We start from the raw sequence: 23,575 nt of genomic DNA on the forward strand, positions 1-23,575 counted from the left end.
ACCCAGCTATTACTTCTGAACACGTTTGTTCATTATTTTCAGAAATAAGGCAGGGGCTAGCCTTGAGCCGATGCGAAGAGCTTTTACCCGGCCAACGTTGATCGCATATGCATTAGCTTTTAGTCCTTTCAGTGTGGCTTTGGCAACTTCGTCTGGTTCAATACCCATATCGGTCTGTCCGCGTGCCTTTCTGGCTCCTTGGTCCAGCTCGGTGTCTACAATGGGCGGAACAACATCGAATACCTGCACTGGCGTACCTGCCAATTGCTGGCGGAGCGAGATGCTAAATGATTGCAGGGCTGCCTTTGTAGCGCAGTAAACAGGCATAATGGCCAACGGCACGTATCCAAGCCCCGACGAAACGTTGATCACCGCCGCTTCTGGTTGTTTGAGTAGCCGCGAGATTAACAGCAAGGTTAAATGAATGGGCGCGGTCAGGTTTATTTCGATCTCATTTTCTTGTATAAATGCGTCAGCAACACCGGTTTGTTTCACCATAAACTGCCGCTGGATACCCGCATTGTTCACCAGAATATTTAGGTTTGGATGCGCCTCCGCGAGCCACTCGGCCAGGCTTCTCCGGTCATCGGTGCTGGTCAGATCGGCCACCCGCGTGTGAAGTTCCGGGTACGTTTCTTTAGCTTGCCGGAGCGCACTTTCGCGGCGCCCACAGACAATAACGGTATTGCCTTCCCGCAAAAAAGCGGCGGCTAGTGAGAGGCCAATGCCCGTTGCTCCGCCCGTAATTAAAATGGTATTGTTGGTAAGTTGCATGCTCAGGTACGTTGGTGGTTGTTTAGGTCGTAAAAGTCAGCACATTACCGGACCAATGCATTGCTTTAGCGCAACGTTTTCAATGTATTTACTTGAAAAATGGCTCAGAGTTGAGCTTTTAACCGGCTAAGGGTAGCTGGGGTGATGCCAAGGTAGGATGCAACCAGTTTACTCGATACCCGACCAAGTAGTTTTGGTTGGGAAGCCATTGCCCAACGTACCTTCTCAATGGCCTCCAAGCCTTGAAAACCGTAAATTCGCTTCTGAGCGGATATAAAAGCAATTTCGAGAATAGCGCGGTATATGGCCCCAAACGCAGGTACGTTATCGACCAGCCAGTAGAAATCGGTTCGGCTAATGACCAGCAGTTCGGCGGGTTCGATGGTTTGTACATATTCGAAAGCCGGTTGTTGATCAATAAGGCTTGGCAGGGCCGTACCGAAAGCTCCCTCGAAGGCGAAATAGCGGGTGCCTTCGATGCCCTCCTTGTTGATGGTAAACAGACGCAGGCACCCTTTATTAACGAAGTAATAATGCTGGCAAATCTGACCGGGCGAAAGTAGGATTTCGTTGCGTCTCGTTTTTTGAACCTCGAATTTTGAGCAAATAAGAGCCAACGTAGCGAAGTCAATGGTCTGTCTATCCGTTAAATAGCGGGTCAGTTGGTCGAACATAAAAGAGAAAATTTGCTTCATTGTTTGCAGATAATCAGCTTGGCTACGTGCTGGCTTTATCCGGGTGTCCATATCTAAAGATCAGTTATCAAAATGGTAACTGCTACCAATTACCCTGCCCAGTTCTCCCGGTCCAGGCTGCGGTATTGAATGGCTTCGGCGAGGTGCTCAATTCTTATTTCGTCGGTGCCGGCGAGATCGGCAATGGTTCGCGATACTTTCAGGATGCGGTCGTAGGCGCGAGCCGAAAGGCCGAGGCGCTCCATAGCGGTTTTGAGCAGTATGCGCCCTGCCGGGTTTATCTGGCATATTTCCTTCACCATTTGCGACGGCATCATGGCGTTCGAGTAAATGCCTTCCTGCCCCTCGAATCGTTTGGTTTGTTGCTCACGGGCTTTAATTACCCGTTCGCGAATGGCCTCACTTGTTTCGGCAGGGCGGTTGCCGGTCATCTGATCAAATGAGACGGGGGTGACTTCTACGTGCAAATCAATCCGGTCGAGCAGCGGGCCGCTCACTTTGTTCAGATACTTCTGCACCACACCAGGCCCACACACGCACTCTTTATCGGGGTGATTGTAATAGCCGCACGGACAGGGGTTCATGCTTGAGATGAGCATGAAATTAGCCGGAAACTCGACCGCCCATTTTGCCCGCGAAATGCTGACTTTCCGATCTTCGAGCGGCTGCCGCATCACTTCCAGCGCCGACCGTTTAAACTCGGGTAGTTCGTCGAGAAACAAGACGCCGTTATGCGCCAGTGATATCTCGCCCGGTTGTGGAAAGCTTCCTCCTCCTACCAGCGCCGCGTCGGAAATAGTATGGTGCGGTGCGCGATACGGGCGGCGGGAAACCAGCGTGGCTTTGGCTCCAAGTTTACCCGCTACTGAGTGAATCTTGGTGGTTTCCAACGCCTCCTGAAGCGTCATTGGCGGCAAAATTGTTGGGAGCCGTTTCGCCAGCATGGTTTTCCCGGCTCCTGGTGGGCCAATCATAATGACGTTATGGCCACCAGCGGCGGCAATTTCCATCGCCCGTTTGATGTTTTCCTGACCCTGTACGTGAGCAAAATCGGCATCGTAGGCGTTCTGATTACTGAAGAATAAATCGCGGGTGTCGACAACGAGTGGTTCGATGGCTTTCTTTCCCTCAAAGAATTCGAGCGCATCCATCATGTTGTGGACCGGAATAATGTCGAGGTTATTCACGATGGCGGCTTCTTCAGCATTTTCAACAGGCAGCACAAAGCCTTTAAACCCTTTTTTGCGTGCTTCGATTGCGATCGGTAACACACCTTTGATCGGGCGTAGGGTGCCATCCAGTGCCAGTTCACCCATGATCACGTACTCTTCCAGTTCCTTCTCGAAGTTCACCTGTTCCGACGCTTTCAACACACAAAGCGCAATGGGCAAATCATACGCTGAGCCCTCTTTCCGTATATCGGCCGGCGCCAGATTGACCACCACTTTCTGGCGCGGCATCCGGTAACCCGAGTATTTCAGCGATGCTTCAACACGCTGTTCGCTCTCTTTTACGGCACTGTCGGGCAAGCCAACCATAAAAAACTTCATGCCCTGTCCGGCAGTCACTTCAACGGTAATGATGGTGGCATTAACGCCATATACGGCTGCGCCAAAGGTTTTTGCAAGCATAATTTTACGGTAGGCAACGATACGATTACACCCGAAGGGTATAACTGTCAAATCTACAACAATCCTGACTATCTGCCGTACATGACAGGATACGGGTGTAGTAATGGGGTTTTAGATACTTATCTTTTTGCATATTTTTTGACAGGATTTACGGGATGAACAGGATTTTCTTTGCTCTTGATAAATGAAGAAATCCTGTTCATCCCGTAAATCCTGTCAAAAAATATGCGCTGTCTCTCAGTCATTCATCAGGCCGTTCGCTAAGGTTGTGCACTATTGCAGGCCGTTATGCGTTATGTACACATCGTTTCACCTAAACTCCTATTCTATAGAATTACTCTACCTAGTACCTCAATTTTGTGTTTGTTCAACTAAAATCCGTACTATTTATTATGGAGAGTAATCAGCAGAAGCCAAAGGCAAACGGAGCACTTTTAGCCGCCCTTATATTAATGACGGGCCTGGCCGGAGTGACGAGCTACCTGTATTTCGATAAGAAAACAGTGGCTGAAACCCAGGAAGTCACCATCGCCGAGCGCGTGGAAGAACTATCCAATACCCGCGTAAAGCTTGATTCGATTTCGACCGCTCTGGATACCAAAATTGCCGAAGTGCAGCGGTTAGGGGGTGACGTAACGGAGCTTCAGAAGGTGAAAGCGGATCTGGAAGCCGATAAAGTAGCTCTTGCCAGAGGTGCCAAACTATCCAGGGCCAACATCGCCAAATATGAGCTTAAGATACAGGAGTATATGGCGTATCTGGCCGAAAAAGACACCGCTATTGCCCAGCTACAGCGCGAGAAAGAGGTGTTGGCTGTGGATAATCAGACCCTGAATTCCGAGAACGTTGGTTTGAAAACGCGTCGTCAGCAGTTGGAAGATACGGTAGCCGTTGTGGCGTCGCAGAATCAGGAACTCGCCTCGAAGGTGACGCGGGCTTCGGCACTTAAGGCGCAGAACATCAAGGTGTTGTCTGTGAATAGCAAGGGTAAGGAAAAAGAGGACGATGCCTATAAGTCGAAGCGCCTGGAGAAGATTAAGCTGGTGTATGCGCTGGCCGATAACCCAATTACGCAGGAAGAGCCCAAAGACGTGTTCATCCGTGTATTGGACCCCGATGGTGCCGTGATCTCTGATATGGCCAACGGATCAGGTACGTTCAAGTCAGGTAGCGACGAAATGGTTTACACTGTTAAGCAGACGGTTGACTATGACCGGAATGGCAAGAATGTCGAGCTGCTTTATACACGTGGTACACCTTATCGGCCGGGTAAGTATACAGTAGAGCTGTACAGTGAGGGCTTCAAAATTGGAGCTGGCGCTTTTGCAGTTCGTTAATTAACAAGAAGTTAACAGTGTAAACCCGTCAGGAACATGCTCCTGACGGGTTTTTTGTAAATGAGCGGGTTGCCAAGCGAGAAAAATCCCATGTTCTGATAAGCTTCGAACGTACCTGTGACTCGTTTTCACCAACGGGGAACCGTCAGTCAACTACCCCATTACCTGTCGCCTCTTCACTGAAGCCATTGACAAAAACGTACTTTGTTTTGCTTCCCTGTTTCAGCAGAAAAGTTGGTATCTGACCCAAACCGGGCGGTCGACCTGGTAGTTTCCCATCTGAAAGCAGATGAACCAGGTACCTCGGGAACGTATTTTTTCTGATTGGTCCCCGAATTTTGAAAGCTACGATGCCTTCCTGCCGAAGTGTTACCAGGTCCAACTTGCGCAGGTCGGCGATCGAGTCGAGTGTGGTGGGATGCAGGCGAACTGGGGTCAGGGTCAGGCCGGTTGCATCAAGCTCGGTTAGCCCATGAAATGTGGAGAGGTCGCCAATATCTTCGATGGTACTGCGGTACGAAAATGCCCGAGCCGAGTCGGTGTTGACCTCGACATGGTTGATGCCTAGATCGATGGCGTATGGCTTGCCATTACGCATCGCGGTAGCGTTGCGAATCAGGAGATCGAACAGGGGGCGACCGTTCTCCGGGATGGCCTGATAGTCAGCTATTTTCTCCTCTGAGTATGACTGTGTAGCAATAGCGTGCAGGGCCGTGAGGATGGCTACAAAGTTAAGCCGACGGATGCTCATTTTCTCCGGGTCGCCAACCTGCCCGCCCGACTCGATCAGGATCAGCGTTGTTCCCCATTTCTGAATGTTGTCGCCGAAAGCGCGGGGTTCAAACTCATCATCGTAGCGGGCCACCTGACCGGGAATAAACCGTTGCAACACACGGTTCATACCCACGATCAATTGCATCGATCGCTTTCTAACCTCATTGATACTCCGGGCCGGATCGTAGGCCGTAGCCAGGAACGACACCACCGCCTGCTTATCTGAACGACCTACACTGTACCGCGGATTCTGGTCGTGAAGGTTAAAGCCTACAAGCGGTTTCAGCGTTTGTTGAAGGCTTTTCAACAGGACCGATTCGGGCGATTGAAGCCGTAACGCATCGCGGTTCATGTCGATATCGGCCGAGGTACGTCGTTGGAACCGTTCGGCCCCGTCCGGGTTCAGCATGGGCAAGAAGTAGAGCGTAGTATTGCTCAGAATAGTCTGCCGCATCTCATCGAAACCATCACTGGAGGCTTGCAAAAAGCGGAAGATATCGAACATAGCCATCGTAGCCGTAGCTTCATCACCGTGCATCTGCGACCACAGCAGCACCGGAATAGACCCCGTGCCTGCCTTTACCTGGTGAATGCTGCGCCCCTCCAGCGACGTACCTACCGGGCTCACCGACAAGGGTTCACCCAGTTGCTGGAGAACCGGCAGTATATCGCGGTGCTTGAAACGACGGTGCGTAAACGACGAATCTTTATAGCTTTCGTGGGCATCGTATAGCTGCTTCGATAGCTCCTGCGCCTGTGTTTGGGTAGTCGAAATCATGCACAAAAGTAAAATCAATGTGGCTGTTAAGGTAGCAAGTTGATGCATAGCAGGAAATGCGGGTTAATGTTTTCAGGTACGTTGTTTCATTCATTTGGATGCCAGCCACCAGCCCGTTGCCGATGCCAGCAGGCAACCCAGTACATTGAGCGAAACATTCAGAAAGGCGGCTCCTATCCTACCCTCTTGGAGCAATAGCAGATTATCCTGACTGAAACTGGAAAATGTGCTTAAGCCACCGCAAACGCCAATGCCCAGTAGCAACCGCCACGGCTCAGCTTCGGGCCGACCAGCGACCCAACTTACTACGGCGCTTAACGTGGCAGAAGCAAGTACGTTTATAGTGAGGATACTGACCGGAAAAGACGTACCCAGCCAGGTAACAGGCATCACTTTACCCAGGCTAAAACGAAGAATGCTGCCAAGGCCACCGCCCAGAAAAACAAGTACGTATTGGTTCATCGGCCAGAAAAAGAAAAAGCTCAGAATGTAGGGCCAAAATACGCGTAAAACGTACCTGACCCTATATTCCGAGCTTTAATCAGTCAATCGATGATTATCGGGTAACCATGATCTTTTTCACCTGCCGGGCGTCGCCTGCATTGAGTTGCAGGAAATACATGCCTGCTGGTAACTGGCTTACATCAAGCTGCTCGCTGATTTGCTTGCCATTACGCACCGCTACGGGCAACTGCCGTAAGGTTTGCCCGCTTGGGCTGGTCAAGGTCATTGTGCCCTCTGTAGCTGCCTGTGACAGCTCGGCCGTTACCCGAACCGAACCCGACGCCGGGTTTGGATAGACCGCGAACGACGCCATTGGAAGCGGTTCAGTGGCCAGAATAACGGGTGGTGGTGGCACCTGGATTTTCAGGTTGTCGATCTGCCAGCCCCAGCCATGCGCTAGCTGATCGGCATAAAGCCGGAACCGGATTAGAATTACGTCGTTGGCTTTGAATTTGCCACTCGTCTGTAGGCCAATCGTGCGGGTTTTCAACAGCGAGGGCGTACCCACTGCCGTCGAATTCACTTCGCCCGTGTTAGGTAGTCCAGGCGCGCTGCTCGAACTCCAGGTATTGAGCCATTCGGTATAGGCGTTGGTGTTGTATCCGTCCAGCAACGGTTGCCACGTTAAACCGTTGTCTTTACTGCCCTCGACTATGGCATAGTCGTAGAAGCCAGTACCTCCATAGAATGAACCAGCGTCATTGGGTTCTACCAGTGCAATTTCGTCAAACTGAATACGGGCACTATCGGGATTGGTCTTTACCCGGATTGGAGCCAGCAGCGTATACGTATAATTGGCTTCACTAAAGGCATCTGCTCCATTCTTGTATGGATGCTCGGAGTTGATACTGGCACTGGTAAAACTTGTTGGTTGCTGAATGCTGAATCCGCTACCAACAAAGTCAGTTGCCGCTGTTGCGCCCACGTTGAAATCATTGATGTATTGACTTCTAACGGTTGTCTGAGGTGCCACAACGCTAACGGAGTAGAAACCTGTAGCAGGGCTGATTGCCTGATTCCGGGCCGCCGATACGTCGCGGGCTACAATCCGGTAGTTGATCACGGACCCCGCCTTCAGCGAGCGGGTTGGAATAGGAATGTAGGTATACCAGGTGCTGTCAGGTACGTTAAACACATTCGTATCCAGTAGTCCCATCCGTATGGCCGGCCGAGCTACGCCATTGATTTGATATTCAACGTAAACCGTGTCGACTCCCTGCTTGGTGCGAGCCGCGTTGATCAGCCTGCGGTCGTCTGTAACCCTGGCCAGAATATCCAGCGTATCTACTTCAGCCTCAAGTATGACCGTCTTGTCTGGTGCATGAACGATAGTAGGGGCTACGCGGTCAGGGCCAAGCGTGAAGGAATAATAATACTGAAGTGTACCGCCATTGTCTTTACCCGGGTTGGTGTATGTGCGCCCGCCCGCGTCCTGCGTTTGCAGGTAGTAAACGGTACGCCCCGGCGTTTCAGTAGTTGGCAACGTAACCGAGTACGTATCCGAAGTGCCCTGTCTGACCAGATTGACCTGTTTGTACGTATTATCGGTATTGGTTGGTATACCGGTACGATAGAACAGTTTAGGCGGAGCAGTACCCGGCACCGTATCACTAACAACGCGCGCTGTAAACGTTACGGCGCTTGTCGATTCGGTATCGGTGATGGGCGTGTGCAGCAATGAGGTCGTCTTCCATTCCATATCCTCGAAAAAGGACAAAATAACAGGGCCTGGGTTTTGGGCTACCTCAGCGGCACCGATGAAGGGTGTCATCAGCGAGTTGGGGTCATTGGCTTTATACGTGGTTTCGTCGAGGTGGTACAGCGTTGATCCCGTACTGTAGGTAGCCGGGGCATACAATTTGGCTCGGTCACCCGTTCTCTGTTTCAGAATAGGCGCATTGATGTACAGGTTCTGACCGGTTAACTGCGTAAACAGTGTTGATGGATTAGCGGCGATAGCCTCACTTAATATCTTGGTACCCAGACGGTTTTCAACGTAAGCGTCAAAAACGGTAGAGTAGTTAACACCAGCTTCTCTGGTCGATGTGTTGGCCCGAATACCGCCAGTGAAGCCCAGTCCGTGACCCAGTTCATGCAGTACGATCGTTACCAGATCATATTTACCAGCCGTGGGCTTTCCGTCTAATCCTAGATACCAGGTGTTGGTGCTGCTGAAGTTGGCAACAATATCAGCCGAGTCGGGATGGTTAATATTACGCCGGGCAATTTTTTCGGCCAGGGCCATTGGGTAATACGTAGTAGCCCGTTGCGACCCGTCTGGCGCACCTATATAGTCGGCCGGGCTGGCGCTACCCAGTACACCGCTTCCCAGCGGTTGCCATCTGGCTGTAATGCGAATGGGAACGGGGCTAACGAGCAACGTTGACCAGATATCTACAGCCCGCTGAAACGCGGCTCTGGCACTGTCGGGATAACCAATGTATTTAACGATAAACGTGGCGGTAGCGGCCTTTCGTGCCCGGGAATCGTTGAAGCCGGCTGGTGGTCCTATGCGCGAAAACACATTTTCTTTCGATGCATAGCAGATGATCGAATCATTTTTTACGATCCGGTTTCGCAGGGCGAAATTCTCGTATGTCGTCAGGGGCTTTGTGCGGGCGGGTGCTGTTCGTTTCTGGGCCATCAGCGAACCCGTAGCCAGCAGAAAAACTACCAGCAAACGCAATGCGTATTGGTGCATCATATACGTAGTATTGAGTCAGAGTCAAGAAGGATTGATTAGTACTAAAGATACTGAATTCAGGCAATAGCGCAAGCCCGTTGGCGGCGGGCCATCGTCGAATACGTGCCCAAGGTGCGCGTCGCATACATTACAAAGCACTTCAACCCGATACATACCATAACTGTAGTCTTTTTCGAGGCGAACGGTGTCAGCGTCAAGGGGTTCGGTGAAACTTGGCCAGCCCGTACCCGACTCAAATTTATTGGTCGATTCAAACAACGGTGTTCCGCAACAGACGCAGGCATACGTACCCGGCTCTTTCGATTCGCAATACTGACCCGTAAAGGGGCGTTCTGTGCCTTTCTGCCGCGTCACCCGAAACTGTTCGGGTGTCAGAATCTGTCGCCACTCCTCGTCGGTCTTTACAACTTTTTCCATAGTACAGGTCTTTTCTCAACGGAATTGAGGTTTATTCTACAAACGAACAACTCTGCCTAATTGTCTTACCGAAAGCCGGCGTACGCCTGTTATTTTTGTAATACGTATGACTGCGCCACAACTGTTGCAAACGTATTGGGGTTATTCAACTTTCCGGCCATTGCAGGAAGACGTTGTCAATGCCATACTCGACGGCCACGATGCCTTGGTGCTCATGCCTACGGGTGGTGGTAAATCCATTTGTTTTCAGGTGCCTGCGCTGGGCATGGAGGGCGTTTGCATTGTGGTAACGCCGCTCATCGCCCTGATGAAAGACCAGGTGTTTCAGCTACGGAGGCGAGGCATCCCGGCCGCAGCGATCCATTCCGGCATGCATTATCGCGAAATTGACACCATTCTCGACAATTGCATCTACGGAAATCTGAAATTTCTGTACGTCTCGCCCGAGCGCCTGCGCACCGAGATCATGATTGAACGGGCCAAACAGATGACCGTTTGCTTGCTGGCGGTCGACGAAGCGCACTGCATCTCGGCTTGGGGACATGATTTCCGCCCGCCTTATCTCCAGATCACCGACTTTCGAAACCACCTTACCGACAACGTACCTACGATAGCCCTCACCGCCTCGGCCACGCCTGATGTGCAGCAGGAAATCATCGAAAAACTGGATTTTCGGACGGGCTACCGTGTCTTTCGGCAAACGTTTGCCCGGCCCAATCTATCCTATTCGGCCATGCTGGAAGAAGGCAAAGAAACGCGCCTCCTCAAGATTCTGACCAACGTACCCGGAACCGGAATCGTCTACGTGCGCAGTCGGCGGCAAACGCAGTATATCGCCGAATGGCTGGTGAAGCAGGGCATTTCGGCCGACTTTTACCACGCTGGCCTCAGCACGCCCGAGCGCTCGCAGAAACAGGAAGACTGGATCAATAACCGAACCCGCATCATCGTGTCGACCAACGCGTTCGGGATGGGTATCGACAAGCCCGATGTACGCGTAGTGGTTCACCTTGACCCGCCCGATACACTCGAAGCCTATTATCAGGAAGCTGGCCGTGCCGGGCGCGACGGGCAGAAAGCCTACGCCGTACTGCTCTACACCGAAGCCGACTGTGAGCGGGTACTTCGTCAGACAGAACAACAATACCCGGCCGTCGACCTGATCCGGCGAACCTATCAGGCGCTGGCCAACTACACGAAAGTGCCCGTTGGAAGCGGTGAATTCGAGACGTTTGATTTCGACCTGGCGCAGTTTACCAAAACGTATTCGTTACCGCCGCAAGACACGCATTACGCGCTGAAACAGCTTCAAATGGCTGGATACATCGACCTCAGCGAAGCCTACTTCCGACCATCGCGGGTAGTGATGAACATGGACAATCGGGCTATCTATGAATTTCAGGTCATGAACCCCCGCTTCGACCCGTTTTTGAAACTGCTGCTCCGCATGTATGGTGGGGAACTGTTTACGGATTTCCTCCCCATTTCTGAAGGCAATTTGTCGCGGGCGTTCATGGTGTCGGAGAATGAAATCAGTCAACTGCTGACCCAACTTGCCGAACGGGAGATCATCATCTATGAAAAGCAGACCGACAAGCCGCAGCTAACGTACCTAACTCCCCGACAAGACGCCCGGCAACTTCCGTTTGATGTCCAGGGCCTGGAAAAACGCCGTCAGCACGCCCTCGCCAAAGCCCAGGCTTCGGTAGACTATGCCCGCCACCAGACCCAATGCCGAACCCGGTTGCTGCAAAATTATTTTGGCGAAGCAACTGATGCCGCCTGCGGGGTTTGCGATAACTGCCTGAAAGCGAAGAAGAAAGCAGGTCCCGACCCGCAGGTACGTGATCAGGTACGTCAGTACGTGACGCTGGCGCGCGATAAAGGCGTTACGCCCAAGCAACTGTCTGGCTATTTCAGCCAAACCGACGAAACCGATCTGGCGCAAACCGTTCGCCTGATGCTTGCCGAAGAGGAACTCCGCTACAACGCCGCCGGTAACCTGACAATGAATAAGTGAAAGGCTTATTCTGGTTCACCCCCAACCCCCTGAAGGAGGCTAATGCGCTGGCAATTTTCCCTCGCGAAGCATCAGTCCCCTTCAGGGAGTTGGGGTGAACCGAAGCAATTCATTAAAAATAAAGGCCCTTCAGACAGTATCTGAAGGGCCTTTACGAAGAGACTAAACGTGTGAAATCTACCGACGGCCGCCGCCGATGTCGAAGCCAATTTTGATGCCGGCATATGAGTTTTTACTCTCTACGCTGGTGCCAATCTTGTTTGTCCCGTTGTTGTCATAAACAACAGAAGTGGTGCTTGGAATCAGGTTGTACTCAAGGCCCAGAACAAAGTGACCGGTTTTGAAGCCAACACGTGCCATCCCGCCGAAAACATTACCGGCCGAAATCGTGCCATTCGTACTCTGGCTAGTTGAGCCAGACCCGACTACCGTTACACCAGTGCTCCCTACGCCAAACAAACCAGCCCCAATACCAACGAATGGCCGGAAACCAGCGTCAGATAACATGTAGTTTCCGGTCAGGATATATGAACCGGCAAACTTAACATCGCCCGTTGTAGTGTTACCATTGGCTACTACGTTGCGGGCCATGCCGGCACCTTCGATACGCAACCCAATATCGATCTGGTCGTTGATACCATATTTCGGTTCAACGGCAAACAAAACGCCACCGCCGCCGCTTGGAATAGCAGCACCAATTGATACATTTACTTTGAATGGCTTAAACTCTTGTGCCTGAGCGCTTACGCCCAAAAGCAACGATGCACATAAGGCAAAAAACTGTTTCATTGGATTGTGTAAATAAATGTGAGAGAGGCCGTTTATTAGCTAAACGCCCCCTTAGAAAACAGGCATTATCGAAACATGGGCGAATCATCCTATTTTACGGCCCAACAACCAGCATGTTCTTCAATGAAACGCTTTTTCGCTACTGCCGCCCTGCTAACGGGCCTATTCGTGTCGGCTAACGCACAAACAACCACAAAACCAGCAGCTCCTTCGCCCGAAATGATCAAGCTGGATTCGCTCACGAAGCTATCGCAGCGGTTTCTGAACGAACAAAAAGTGGATTCGCTCTACGCGCTGATGGGTGCCGCCTTCAAAGGCCAGATTTCGCCCGAGATGATGAAGCAGGTCGCTTCGCAGGTAAGTGGTCAACTAGGCAAGTGGACTGCCGCCGAGCCGGTTGGTATCAAAGATGGAATCGCCAAATACAAAGCCACGTTTACCAACGCCGCCCTCGATTTTTACATCAGCCGCGACGCTGAAGGGAAGATTGCTACGTTCCTGATGAAACCGTCAGAATAAGAAGATATTAAGAAAAAATAACTTGTTGTTACAACGCTTGCGGCCTAACTCGCGTCTAGGGAATGAAGCGCATACGATCATGAAAAAAGCCTTACTGTTCAGCATCTTACTTCTCGTATCGGCCGCCTGTAGCCGCAGCAACGACGTAGCGCCAACGCTGGCTGGAGAAGTGTCGGGAACGTACCTGACCAACGGCTTTCTGGATTATCTCTGCATTGCCTTACCGGCCAATCAGATGCCAACCGCCACGCTGACGCCCGAAACAGAATCGACCGTGACGCTAACGTACCTGCGCAAATACCCGACCGCCCAATCGCAGGCGTTCCCGCACCTGCAACTCACCCGCCTGGCTGATAAAAGCATTCAGTTATCCCGGCAAGGCCAGGTTTTCGGCACTGTTCAAACCGACCGCGCTTTTAATACCAACGGCATGGAACGTCAAGCCCTTGTCCTCCGTGTACAGTCAAATCCCAGCGATCCACAAGACGCCATTACCTTCACCGGCGCGAAAGAATAAACGTATTTAATACTTTGGTTAGCCTAGTTCTTGGTGAGCCAGGCCCTTCGACAGGCTCGCCAAGAAACAGGCTAATTTGCATCGAACCATAAACAACAATGGCCATTCCTGCACAGGAATGGCCATTGTTGTAACAACCCTATGAAGTCTCTTTTCTGACCTTATAGGGTTAGTAATCAATCCGCTAGTTCCGCAGTGGTTTGCCGCCTTGCAGCAGGCTCTGAATGCGCTCCAGCGTTTTCTTCTCGCCGGTCAGAGACAGGAAGGCTTCGCGCTCCAGGTCGAGGAGGTATTTTTCCGTAACGTTCTGAGGTGAACTTAGGTCGCCGCCGCAGATAACGTAAGCCAGTTTATCCGCGATTTTCAGATCGTGCTCCGAAATAAATCGGCCCATTTTCATGGCGGTGATACCCGCTTTGAACAACGCGATACCCGTTTTGCCCTGCACCTTAATGTCATTGCGCTGTTTGGGCTGCGTGTAGCCATTCTCGGCCAGTTCAATCGCTACCTGCTTGGCTTCGGCAATCTGACGGCTGCGGTTTAGCACAATCTGCGCCGAAGGCAACAGGTAATTCATCTCGCGGGCCTCCTGCGCCGACGTCGACACTTTCGCTGTGGCAATATTCATGTAAGCCGCTTGCAGAATGTTCAACTCCGGGTCGCCGGTTTGGTACAGGTCCGAGCAGCGGGCGGCCATTTCTTTGGTGCCCCCACCCGCTGGAATCAAACCCACGCCTACTTCCACCAGACCCATATAGGTTTCTGAATGCGCCACCACACGGTCGCAATGCAGGTTTATTTCGCAACCGCCACCCAGCGCCAGCGAATGAGGCGCACCCACCACCGGAATAGACGAATACCTCGCCCGCATCATGGTCTGCTGGAACTGCGAAATCATCAGGTTGATCTCATCATATTCCTGCTCCAGCGCAAACATGAACAACGTAGCCAAATTAGCTCCCGCCGAGAATGCCTCGGTCGATTCGTTACCGATCACCAGACCCCGGAAGTCTTTCTCGGCCAGCGCAATTGCTTTGTTCAGGCCTTCGATTACCTCCGCGCCGAAGGTGTTCATCTTCGAGCGGAATTCGAGGTTGATAATGCCGTCGCCCAGATCATAGATGGCAGCACCGGCATTTTTCCAGATCACATCATCGCTCAGGCTTTCGAGAATAATGAACGACTCAGTACCCGGAATGGTCTTATACGCTTTTGCGGTAATGTCGTAATACTGCTTTTTGCCTGTCGAGGTTTTGTAGAAGCTCGTAGCACCGCTGGCGGCCATGTCGTAGACCCATTGCGCGGGTTTCGAATCCAGCTTTTCCATCATGTCGATACCAGCCTGCAAACCAATCGCGTCCCAGGTTTCGAACAGGCCCATCTGCCAGCCAAAGCCCGCTTTAATGGCTTCGTCGATCTTGTATAGCTCATCGGCTACTTCGGGAATACGGTTAGTGGCGTACTGGAAGGCGTCGGAGAAGGTACGGCGGTAGAATTCGCCTGCTTTGTCGGTGCCCGCCAGCAACACCGAAAACCGCTTCCGCAGGCTCTCGATGGCTTTAGTGCTCTCGAGTGTGGCAAATTTTACCTTCTGCGAGGGTTCGTACTCAAACGTTTTCAGGTTGAGGGCCAGAATGACCGTTTTGCCCTTTTCGTCTTTCGTCTTCTTGTAGAAACCCTGTCCGGTTTTGTCGCCGAGCCACTTGTTATCGCTCAGCTTTTGCATCACCGAGGGCAGTTCAAATGCCGCCCGCGACTCATCATGCTCAACCTTCACCAAATTGCTCGCCACGTTGACGGTCGTGTCCAGACCAACCACATCCGACAAACGGAACGTACCTGACTTCGGCCGACCAACCACCGGACCTGTCAGTTTATCCACTTCCTCCACGCTGAGGCCCATCTCTTCGGCAACGCGGATGGTCTGCACCATGGCGTAGATACCAAGCCGGTTGGCAATGAAGCCGGGCGTGTCTTTGCAGAGAACAGTTGTTTTACCCAGATACAGATCGCCATAGCTCATCAGGAAATCCACGATGGCGGGGTCGGTGTCGGGGCCGGGAATGATCTCGAGCAGGCGCAGGTAGCGCGGCGGATTGAAGAAGTGCGTGCCGCAGAAATGCCGGCGAAAATCGTCGCTTCGGCCTTCAGTCAGCAGATGCATCGGAATGCCCGACGTATTGCTGGTAATCAACGTACCTGGCTTGCGGAATTGCTCAACGCGCTCATACAGTGACCGTTTGATATCCAGCCGTTCCACGATAACCTCAATCACCCAGTCGTAGGTGGCGATGTCTTTCAGGTTATCGTCGAAATTGCCCAGCTTCACCCGGTCGGCAAATTTGGGGCTGTAGAGCGAGGCGGGTGATGCTTTTAGCATCGTTTGCCAGGCCTCGGTTACCATCCGGTTGCGCACCGCAGGTACGTCGGTAGTAAGACCTTTGGCAGCTTCGGCGGCATTTGGTTCGCGCGGAACCATGTCGAGCAGCAGCACGTCGAGGCCGATATTAGCGAAGTGAGCCGCAATGCGCGACCCCATGATGCCCGATCCCAGCACGGCTACACGCCGGATGCTACGGTTCTTCTGAGTTGTTTTGGTTTTTTCGAGTGTTGCTTCCATGAGAAGGGTAAATGGAAAAAGGTCATTAAATAGTCATTGGCTACGCTGTCGTTAGGTGGTCATTGATAGTCATTTATTGAAAGGGGACTTGGGGAAACAACAAATGACTATCAATGACCACCTAATGACAGCGTAGCCAATGACATTTCTGTCTATAAAACGTCTTCGATTGGGGCGTTGCTGGCTTTCAGCTTCGTGTTTTCTTCTTCCACAATGAGGTTAATTTCCTTGATGACGTCGAAGAAGACAACGAGCTTATCGAGCGGAATTTTGTCGCGAACCATCTTATTGAACTCGATTACGCCCTCGCGGGCCATTTCGCGCTTCTCTTTGCCTTCTTCCGTGAGGTAAATGCGCACAAACCGCTTGTCCGACTTGTCAGTCTCTCGCCGAATCAAGCCGCGTTCTTCCAGCGTTTTCAGCATCCTGACCAGGCTACGCGGCTCCATGCCAAGCAGCGGACCAATTTTGGTAGCGGGTGTTCCCTGCTCGGCGTCGATGTTCAGCAGCACGTACCCAGTAGCCATCGTCAGATCGAACCGGGCCGCATGGGCATTGTACATTCTGGAAATGGCGTGCCAACCCCACTTCAGGTGAAAATCAACGGTTTTCTCTTTCTTCATAGCGCGTGTCGCCTGCCCAATAGATTGTTGTTCAGTAAGACAAAACTACGAAATTTTCAAAAATAGTATGCATGCATACTGATTTTGATTGAGTACAGTTAACAGAAATGATGATGGTAACTAAATAGTAAGTTTAGATGTGAAATTCATAGCTTGCATCAACGACAAGTTATAGATCAAAACACACAGCAGTCATGGCGAAATACCTTTTCCTGATCGGTATGCTAATCGCACTTGCTGGCGTTTACCTCTTTTCCTCCCACGCCAACGTAGTGGTTGCCGGTCGATAATGGCTTGTGGATTTATTATAGAAGTGGTTGGTGGCTTTCTGATTATCAGACAACTCATTAAGAAAAAAATTATTTGATAAATAAGGGCACAAACAGAAAAAGGCGACTGGATCATCCAGTCGCCTTTTTCTGTTTGTGCTTCCTTACGCCGTCCGCGAAACAGCAGGTTTAGCTTGCTTAGCGCTTCCGTAGGCCGGACAAACACCTTTGCGGGCGCAGGCACCCATCGACAGTAACAAAACGGCACTCGCCAGCATGACTACCTTTTTCATGAGTTTGATTTGGTTAATTATCTTCTTTCACTAATTCAGGCTGTAGGTCGGCAATTTCCTCTGCTTCTTCAGCGGCCTGTGCCGCTTCCAGTTCAGTTGGTTGCGGTGTACTGGTAGGCGTGTAGCCCAATATTTTCAACATCGACTCGCTGTGCTGCTCCGGCGCAAACAGGCGCGTGCGGAGGTTGCCTTCCTCGTCTTTGTCGACAATGACGTGTTGCGGTGCCGGAATCAGACAGTGCTGAATACCGCCATACCCGCCAAGTGATTCCTGATACGCCCCCGTGTGGAACAGACCCACATACTGATCTTCCGTCTCCTGATCGAAAATAGGTAAATAGAGGTCAGCCGAGTGCACTTCGGTATTATAAAAGTCGTGCGAATCGCAGGTTAATCCACCCAAATTTACTTTCTGGTATGGATTGTCCCAGTTATTCACCGACAGCATGATGTACTTCTGCCCCAAGCCCCAGGAGTCGGGCAGTTGCGTAATGAACGAACCGTCGATCATGTACCACAACTCCTTGTCATTCTGGAGTTTCTGGTCAATCACCTTGTAGATAACGGCGCCACTCTCGCCTACCGTATACGAACCGAACTCGGTGAAGATATGCGGTACGGGTACGTTGTTCTTGTTGCAGATCCACTGAATCGATTCCACGATCTGGTCGATCATGGCCTGGTAGTCGTACGAGAACTGGAACGAGGTCTGAATGGGCAGTCCGCCGCCGATATCGATGCTGTCGAGGTCAGGGCACATCTTGCTCAGTTCGCAGTATTTGTACATAAACCGGCTCAATTCGCTCCAGTAATACGCGCTGTCTTTCACGCCCGTATTGATGAAGAAATGCAGCATCTTCAGTTTGAACTTGCTGCTGTTCTGAATCTTGCTTTTATACAGTTCATTAATGTCGCTGTACCGAATACCAAGCCGCGAGGTATAGAACGCGAAGTTTGGTTCTTCATCCGTCGCAATTCGGATGCCAAGATTGACCGAATCGGCAGTTACTGAGTCTTCGTAAGCCTCAATTTCCTTCAGATTATCCAGAATCGGCAGCACATTAAAGCCCTCATTTATGAGTTCGCTGATGTACTGCGTGTATAAAGGCCGTTTGTAGCCGTTACAGATAATGTATGTGCTCTTATTGATCTTTCCGCTCCGGTATAACTCCCGGATAATGGGAATATCAAACGCCGACGATGTTTCGAGGTGGACGTTATTTTTGAGCACCTCGTCGAGTACAAACCGGAAGTGCGATGACTTCGTACAATAACAGTAGGTGTAGTTGCCTTTGTAATTATAGCGCTTCATCGCGTTTTTAAACAGCGACTTAGCCTGATCAATATGTTCCGTAATTTTCGGCAGGTACGTCAGTTTAAGCGGGGTGCCATACTGCTTTACAATGTCCATCAGCGGTACATTGTTGAACAACAGGTGGTTGTTCTCGACGTTGAACTCCAGGGTTGGAAATTCAAATGTCTGGTCAATAAGGTCGTAGTACGTCTTCATCCCTGCGGTCAGCGCATAAAGAATTTGTTCGTGGTTAGTAAAAAAACGGGTTGCGAAAGTGGGACTAATTTTGGTGTCATGCAAGTAGTCTCCATCTGCAAAATAGAAAACGCATTTATGGGGGGTTTGATTCTATGACGTTACGTTTTTTGGGGAAAGTTTGGCTATTGGCATTGATAAGCTTGCTACCGAATAGCAGATATGCATGGTGTTCGCCGCCCGATCGTGGACACGCCCAGTGGTTGCCCGTGCTGCTTGATGGTAGATATGTAGGGGCGGGCCATCGTGCCCGCCCGCTCTCGGACCGTCAGGGCCGCGTATTTGTTGCGGGCAAATACACACCGGATAATCACAATTCACAGGCCAGTATTCAACATCTGGGAAGTGGACGACATTCACAGGCGTCCCTGACGGTCCGAAAGCGGGCGACCACGATGGGTCGCCCCTACATGCGAACCATCCAGTATACGTTTCGGCGTGGATTGATGGGGACAACATTTACCGTCAGGCTATACGCCAATGATAGCCTAACCGCCAAGAACGCATACGAGGCTGTTTCGGCGCGGATGGATACGTTGAACCAGATCATGAGCGATTATCTGGATGGGTCGGAGTTGAATCGGTTATCGGAAACGAGTGGGCAGGGCCGCTGGGTACGTGTTTCACCTACGCTGTTCGATGTGTTGCAGAAAGCCAAAACCATTGCGAGGCAATCGGGCGGGCGGTATGACCCTACGATTGGGCCACTATCGCAATTATGGCGGCGGGCGGTACGGCAGCGCACACGGGGCGGGTTCGCCTTTCCTGATGCCCGCGAACGGCGAAATGCGCGCCGGGCCGTTTCGTGGCGGTATATCGAGCTGGATTCGACTACACAATCGGTACGATTGCAGAGACCCCACATGCGGCTCGATCTGGGTGGTATCGGTCAGGGATTCGCTATCGATGAAGCGCAGAAAGTGCTTCATGAGCACGGAATTCGTGTTTTTTTGCTCGATCTGGGCGGTGATATTCTGGCCGGTGAGCCACCGCCCAACCAGCCTTCAGGTTGGCGAATAGGGTTAGCCAGCCGCAATCCCGTAAAAGCCGGGCAGGCTATATCTGACGCAGACACGACCGTTATCTTGTTGAAAAACGCAGCCATCACCACATCGGGCGATACCGAGCGGCATCTGGACATCAATGGTCGCCGGTATTCGCATATCATGAATCCGCGAACGGGTTTAGGGCTGCGGCATTTCGTGCAGGCAACCGTGCTTGCTCCCACAGGTACGTATGCCGACGCGCTCACGAAGGTGTTCAGCATGGCTACGCCCGGCCAGCGAAAGCGATTGCAACGCCGTTTTCCGCAGGCACGGGTGTGGATTAGGGAGGAAAAGTGAAGGAAAAAGAATTGTAACTCTGAGCCACACAGAGGTGCTTCAGGGTTATACAAAGTCGCCAGTAAAAAAACTCTGTGTAGCTCCGTACTCTAGTTTTCTGCCCCGCTCATCCCATTTCATACTGCCTTCGTGCAGGCTAGACTAATCTTTGCCGACCTATGCTTACTCTTCATAATTTCCGGAAATCATACGGCGAACGGCCTATCCTGATAATTCCTGACTGGCATCTGCCAGACGGAATTCACTGGTTAAAAGGGCCGAATGGCGCTGGAAAGACCACGCTGTTCAGGTCCATTGCCGGTATGTTACCCCATGAAGGGTCGGTGAGGCTGGACGAACTGGATAGTCGGCAAGATGTGGTAGCCTATCGGCTGAAGGTAAACTATGCTGAGGCTGAACCAACCTTCCCGCCTTTTCTGACCGCCCACGAACTGATTTCCTGGATTGCCAGTGCCAAACGAGCGCCCGCTGGCCAGGCTGAGGCGTTGATTGACGAATTTGGCATTGGTACGTATCAGCATACGCCCGTGGGTACGTATTCGAGTGGGATGTTGAAGAAAACATCGTTGATTATGGCGTTCCTGGGCCAGCCCACGCTGATTTTATTGGATGAGCCCCTTGTTACACTCGACGTGGCGGCCACGAAAACAGTTTCCAAACTGATCGACGAGGCGCGGCTACAGGGTATAAATTTCCTGCTTTCATCGCACCAGGCGATGGAAACGGCGCAACTCCCCATCGATTCTGTTTGGCAAGTGGCGAATCAGACGGTAACCCCCGCTACGGCATGATGGGCACCCCGTTTCGATCAACCTGTATCATTCTGACCAAAACGCTGGTCTATCCCTTTTACCGGCAAAATGCGGGGCTGCTATGGATTGCCGGACTACTGGCGGGCGGTTTCATGCGGAGTAGCGATCATATCGCGCTGGCGACCTATGCGGTGTCATCCGGTTTGGTACTGGCATTGTATGTTGGTATCTGGCTGCTATACACCTTACTGGCCACGCGTTTCGCCGTGAGCATGATCAATCGGTACGACGTGTTGCTGCACCTGCGACTGGTCAAGCCACTTCAAAGATGGGCTGGTTTGGGGGTGGCGCAACTCCTGCTGATGGGGCCAGCAGTGGGCTATGCGTGGTTTGTTGGTCGCATTGCGGCGCAGGAAGGGCAGATGTGGGCTGTTGTTGCTATTGGAGCGAGCTTATTACTGCTTCTGATGGCTGGATTGGCCTGGTACGAATACGCCTTACGCCACCCAAATCCGGTGAGCCGATGGGCAGTGTGGGTAAACCGATTACGTAGCTATATTAACACGCCCTACGGCCTGTTTTATCTGCGTTATCTGCTGAACGAACAAGCTACGCTATTCTGGCGGACGAAGCTAGGAACGGGCCTCATCTGGATTGGTATGTTGAAGCTCTACGCCACCGACCACTACCAGATAAATCTCTTCCGCACGCCCGATTATGACCTTCGGTTGATCGGGTTGGGCGGCTTACTGGTTGGGTTAGGTCACGCTACGATGGTCTACGAGCACTACCGATTCGAGCATCAGTGGTTACCTATTTACCGGAATATGCCCGTAGCCAACTGGCGGCGATGGGCTGGGTACGTTGGTCAGTTCGCGTTGCTGCTCCTGCCCGAAGCTCTGCTCCTGCTCTATCACCTCCCGGCCGACCAACCTCTGTGGCGATCGCTTGGAGCCTGGGCGTTTGGCGTGAGTCTGCTAAGCGTGCAACACGGTTTGCTGTTTCGCGTTCACCGGACGCCAGATCGTAGCATGACAGTTGTCTACATCATGCTGATCGCTTATTTCCTTTTCATTATGTTCCGCATTCCGCTCTGGCTGCTGGCAACGGCAAATCTGCTGGCCTCCGGTTGGCTGTTCAAACGGTATTACTGGACGTCGGCCTGGGAAGGGGAATAAATGTCGTGTTCGAATTAACCCCTAAATCCCCTGAAGGGGACTTTGGCTCTGCTTATGGAACGACCTCGTTCTTTAGCGTAGCAAAGTCCTCTTCAGGGGATTTAGGGGTTAATCCGAGACAATAAATTACACCGTGATCGTCTTACCCGGAACGGCTACGGGGTAGAAACCGTCGGCGTTGGGGAGGAGTTTTGGTTTAGCATCCCAGGCCAGCGTATCGGGGAAGAGGTCGATCTGCGAATTGATCGCGTCGTCCCATTTCACTACGTTGCCTGAGTAGGTTGCCATCCGGCCCATGATTGATGTCATGGTGCTTTTCGCCCCGTTTTCGGCATCGGCAAATTTGTACTCCCCTTTGGCAATGGCCGCAAACAGTTCGTTGTGTTCAACCTGATAGGGGTCTATGTCTGTTTTAGCGCTTGCATGGGCATATATCGGTTGCCCTTTATACCCTTTCAAGATCGTTTTGTTACCGTTGAAAGAGTCAATACGGCCTTTTGTGCCCAGGAACTGCTCATCTACTTTACTGAATGTTCCCTCGTAGTGGCGACACTGGCTGTTAATTGTCGTGCCATCTGCATACACGAAATCGACGATATGGTGATCGAAAATTTCGCCGAACTCTTTGCCGGTACGTACCTGCCGTCCGCCGGTTCCCTGCGCCGACACGGGGTATCCGCGTTTCGCCCAGTTGGCTACATCGATGTTGTGAACGTGCTGTTCAGTAATATGGTCGCCGCATAACCAGTTGAAATAGTACCAGTTACGCATCTGATACTCCATTTCTGTCTGGTTCGGTTGCCGTGGATTATTCCAAACGCCACCGCTAATCCAGTATACACTACCGCCCACAATGTCGCCAATGGCACCATCGTGAATCCGTTTCATCGCCTCGCGGTAGTTGCTCTGGTAGTGCCGTTGCAAACCAACCACCACGTTGAGCTTCTTCTTTTTCGCTTCTTCAGCCGCCGCCAGCACTCGCCGGATACCCGGCGCATCGGTAGCAACCGGTTTCTCCATGAAGATATGCTTGTTCTGCTTAACGGCCTCTTCAAAATGACCAGGACGAAAGCCCGGTGGCGTAGCCAAGATCACCACATCGGCCAGAGCAATAGCCTTCTTATACGCATCCAGCCCAACAAACTGACGCTCTTTAGGCAAGTCTACTTTCTGAGCATTCTCCGGCTTGCTTGTCAGCGTCTTGTAGGCAATATCGACCCGATCCTGAAACGCATCGGCAATGGCGACAATCCTGATATTCTGCTTGGTATTGAGCGCCTGCATGGCAGCGCCCCTTCCCCGGCCTCCGCACCCAATCAGGGCTACTTTAATGGTGTCATCAACGGACGTATGAAAGCCGGGGTTCGCTGCTGCCGATAAGCCGAAAGGAAGGCTGGAAAGCAACGCACTGCCCGTAAACAGGCCAGATGTTTTTAGGAATTGGCGGCGATCGCCCGAAAGCGAATCAGTATCGTGAGTAGCCATAGCG

General features: G+C 51.8%; 20 protein-coding genes. 7 read left to right on the plus strand and 13 right to left on the minus strand.

Annotated elements, in window-relative coordinates; all coding sequences use genetic code 11:
- Positions 1 to 9: 9 nt before the first annotated feature.
- From ACFE8Q_RS00100 to ACFE8Q_RS00110, 3 genes are all read right to left on the minus strand, one after another.
- Positions 10 to 774, minus strand: a complete 765-nt coding sequence (locus ACFE8Q_RS00100) for an SDR family oxidoreductase (RefSeq protein WP_375443313.1) — start codon at positions 772 to 774, stop codon at positions 10 to 12.
- Between the two features lie 104 nt (positions 775 to 878).
- On the minus strand, positions 879 to 1,469 hold the full coding sequence (locus tag ACFE8Q_RS00105; RefSeq protein ID WP_375443314.1) for a Crp/Fnr family transcriptional regulator: 591 nt from the start codon (positions 1,467 to 1,469) through the stop codon (positions 879 to 881).
- Positions 1,470 to 1,558: 89 nt separating this feature from the next.
- The gene (locus ACFE8Q_RS00110; RefSeq protein WP_375443315.1) at positions 1,559 to 3,100 is read right to left on the minus strand and encodes a YifB family Mg chelatase-like AAA ATPase; all 1,542 of its coding nucleotides are present in this window, start codon (positions 3,098 to 3,100) and stop codon (positions 1,559 to 1,561) included.
- A 392-nt stretch (positions 3,101 to 3,492) separates the two neighbouring features.
- Between ACFE8Q_RS00110 and ACFE8Q_RS00115 the strand changes: the two genes are divergently transcribed.
- A complete protein-coding gene (locus tag ACFE8Q_RS00115) occupies positions 3,493 to 4,437 on the plus strand; it encodes a hypothetical protein (protein ID WP_375443316.1) in 945 nt (314 codons plus the stop codon).
- A 145-nt stretch (positions 4,438 to 4,582) separates the two neighbouring features.
- Here the strand turns inward: ACFE8Q_RS00115 and ACFE8Q_RS00120 are convergent, their stop codons facing one another.
- The 4 genes from ACFE8Q_RS00120 to msrB form a co-directional block, all read right to left on the minus strand.
- Positions 4,583 to 5,989, minus strand: a complete 1,407-nt coding sequence (locus ACFE8Q_RS00120) for a M14 family zinc carboxypeptidase (RefSeq protein ID WP_375443317.1) — start codon at positions 5,987 to 5,989, stop codon at positions 4,583 to 4,585.
- A gap of 90 nt (positions 5,990 to 6,079) precedes the next feature.
- Positions 6,080 to 6,451, minus strand: coding sequence for a fluoride efflux transporter CrcB (gene crcB, locus ACFE8Q_RS00125; RefSeq protein WP_375443318.1), 372 nt, complete (start codon positions 6,449 to 6,451; stop codon positions 6,080 to 6,082).
- Between the two features lie 94 nt (positions 6,452 to 6,545).
- Positions 6,546 to 9,197, minus strand: a complete 2,652-nt coding sequence (locus ACFE8Q_RS00130) for a T9SS type A sorting domain-containing protein (protein ID WP_375443319.1) — start codon at positions 9,195 to 9,197, stop codon at positions 6,546 to 6,548.
- A 21-nt stretch (positions 9,198 to 9,218) separates the two neighbouring features.
- The gene (gene msrB, locus ACFE8Q_RS00135) at positions 9,219 to 9,614 is read right to left on the minus strand and encodes a peptide-methionine (R)-S-oxide reductase MsrB (RefSeq protein WP_375443320.1); all 396 of its coding nucleotides are present in this window, start codon (positions 9,612 to 9,614) and stop codon (positions 9,219 to 9,221) included.
- Between the two features lie 106 nt (positions 9,615 to 9,720).
- Here msrB and ACFE8Q_RS00140 point away from each other — a divergent pair, with 106 nt between their 5' ends.
- Entirely contained in the window at positions 9,721 to 11,634 is a 1,914-nt protein-coding gene (locus ACFE8Q_RS00140; protein ID WP_375443321.1) for an ATP-dependent DNA helicase RecQ, read from the plus strand.
- A gap of 177 nt (positions 11,635 to 11,811) precedes the next feature.
- On the opposite strand, the gene ACFE8Q_RS00145 is transcribed toward ACFE8Q_RS00140, so the two are convergent.
- Positions 11,812 to 12,423 (minus strand): hypothetical protein, encoded by a 612-nt coding sequence (locus ACFE8Q_RS00145; RefSeq protein ID WP_375443322.1) that lies wholly within the window; start codon positions 12,421 to 12,423, stop codon positions 11,812 to 11,814.
- Between the two features lie 123 nt (positions 12,424 to 12,546).
- Between ACFE8Q_RS00145 and ACFE8Q_RS00150 the strand changes: the two genes are divergently transcribed.
- Entirely contained in the window at positions 12,547 to 12,942 is a 396-nt protein-coding gene (locus ACFE8Q_RS00150) for a DUF3887 domain-containing protein (protein ID WP_375443323.1), read from the plus strand.
- A gap of 79 nt (positions 12,943 to 13,021) precedes the next feature.
- Complete coding sequence (locus ACFE8Q_RS00155; protein ID WP_375443324.1) at positions 13,022 to 13,459, plus strand: hypothetical protein; 438 nt, start codon at positions 13,022 to 13,024, stop codon at positions 13,457 to 13,459.
- A gap of 184 nt (positions 13,460 to 13,643) precedes the next feature.
- On the opposite strand, the gene ACFE8Q_RS00160 is transcribed toward ACFE8Q_RS00155, so the two are convergent.
- From ACFE8Q_RS00160 to ACFE8Q_RS00175, 4 genes are all read right to left on the minus strand, one after another.
- Positions 13,644 to 16,079, minus strand: a complete 2,436-nt coding sequence (locus ACFE8Q_RS00160) for a 3-hydroxyacyl-CoA dehydrogenase/enoyl-CoA hydratase family protein (protein WP_375443325.1) — start codon at positions 16,077 to 16,079, stop codon at positions 13,644 to 13,646.
- Between the two features lie 152 nt (positions 16,080 to 16,231).
- Positions 16,232 to 16,702, minus strand: coding sequence for a MarR family winged helix-turn-helix transcriptional regulator (locus tag ACFE8Q_RS00165; RefSeq protein ID WP_375443326.1), 471 nt, complete (start codon positions 16,700 to 16,702; stop codon positions 16,232 to 16,234).
- Positions 16,703 to 17,135: 433 nt separating this feature from the next.
- Positions 17,136 to 17,264 (minus strand): hypothetical protein, encoded by a 129-nt coding sequence (locus ACFE8Q_RS00170; protein ID WP_375443327.1) that lies wholly within the window; start codon positions 17,262 to 17,264, stop codon positions 17,136 to 17,138.
- A 13-nt stretch (positions 17,265 to 17,277) separates the two neighbouring features.
- On the minus strand, positions 17,278 to 18,774 hold the full coding sequence (locus tag ACFE8Q_RS00175) for an arginine decarboxylase (protein ID WP_375443328.1): 1,497 nt from the start codon (positions 18,772 to 18,774) through the stop codon (positions 17,278 to 17,280).
- 248 nt (positions 18,775 to 19,022) lie between these two features.
- On the opposite strand from ACFE8Q_RS00175, the gene ACFE8Q_RS00180 reads away from it, so the two are divergent.
- The 3 genes from ACFE8Q_RS00180 to ACFE8Q_RS00190 all read left to right on the plus strand — a co-directional run bounded on the left by ACFE8Q_RS00180 (position 19,023) and on the right by ACFE8Q_RS00190 (position 22,086).
- Positions 19,023 to 20,156, plus strand: coding sequence for an FAD:protein FMN transferase (locus ACFE8Q_RS00180; RefSeq protein WP_375444343.1), 1,134 nt, complete (start codon positions 19,023 to 19,025; stop codon positions 20,154 to 20,156).
- A 158-nt stretch (positions 20,157 to 20,314) separates the two neighbouring features.
- Positions 20,315 to 20,947, plus strand: a complete 633-nt coding sequence (locus ACFE8Q_RS00185; RefSeq protein ID WP_375443329.1) for an ATP-binding cassette domain-containing protein — start codon at positions 20,315 to 20,317, stop codon at positions 20,945 to 20,947.
- Positions 20,905 to 22,086 carry a hypothetical protein gene (locus ACFE8Q_RS00190; RefSeq protein ID WP_375443330.1) on the plus strand — a complete coding sequence of 394 codons (1,182 nt, stop codon included), beginning with the start codon at positions 20,905 to 20,907 and terminating at the stop codon, positions 22,084 to 22,086. Before ACFE8Q_RS00185 ends, ACFE8Q_RS00190 begins: the two co-directional genes overlap by 43 nt.
- 126 nt (positions 22,087 to 22,212) lie before the next feature.
- Here ACFE8Q_RS00190 and ACFE8Q_RS00195 read toward each other — a convergent pair whose 3' ends face one another.
- Positions 22,213 to 23,571: a Gfo/Idh/MocA family protein gene (locus ACFE8Q_RS00195; protein WP_375443331.1), complete on the minus strand. Its 1,359-nt coding sequence runs from the start codon at positions 23,569 to 23,571 to the stop codon at positions 22,213 to 22,215.
- Between the last annotated feature and the right edge of the window lie 4 nt (positions 23,572 to 23,575).

Source organism: uncultured Fibrella sp. (assembly GCF_964250085.1).
Taxonomy (GTDB): domain Bacteria; phylum Bacteroidota; class Bacteroidia; order Cytophagales; family Spirosomataceae; genus Fibrella.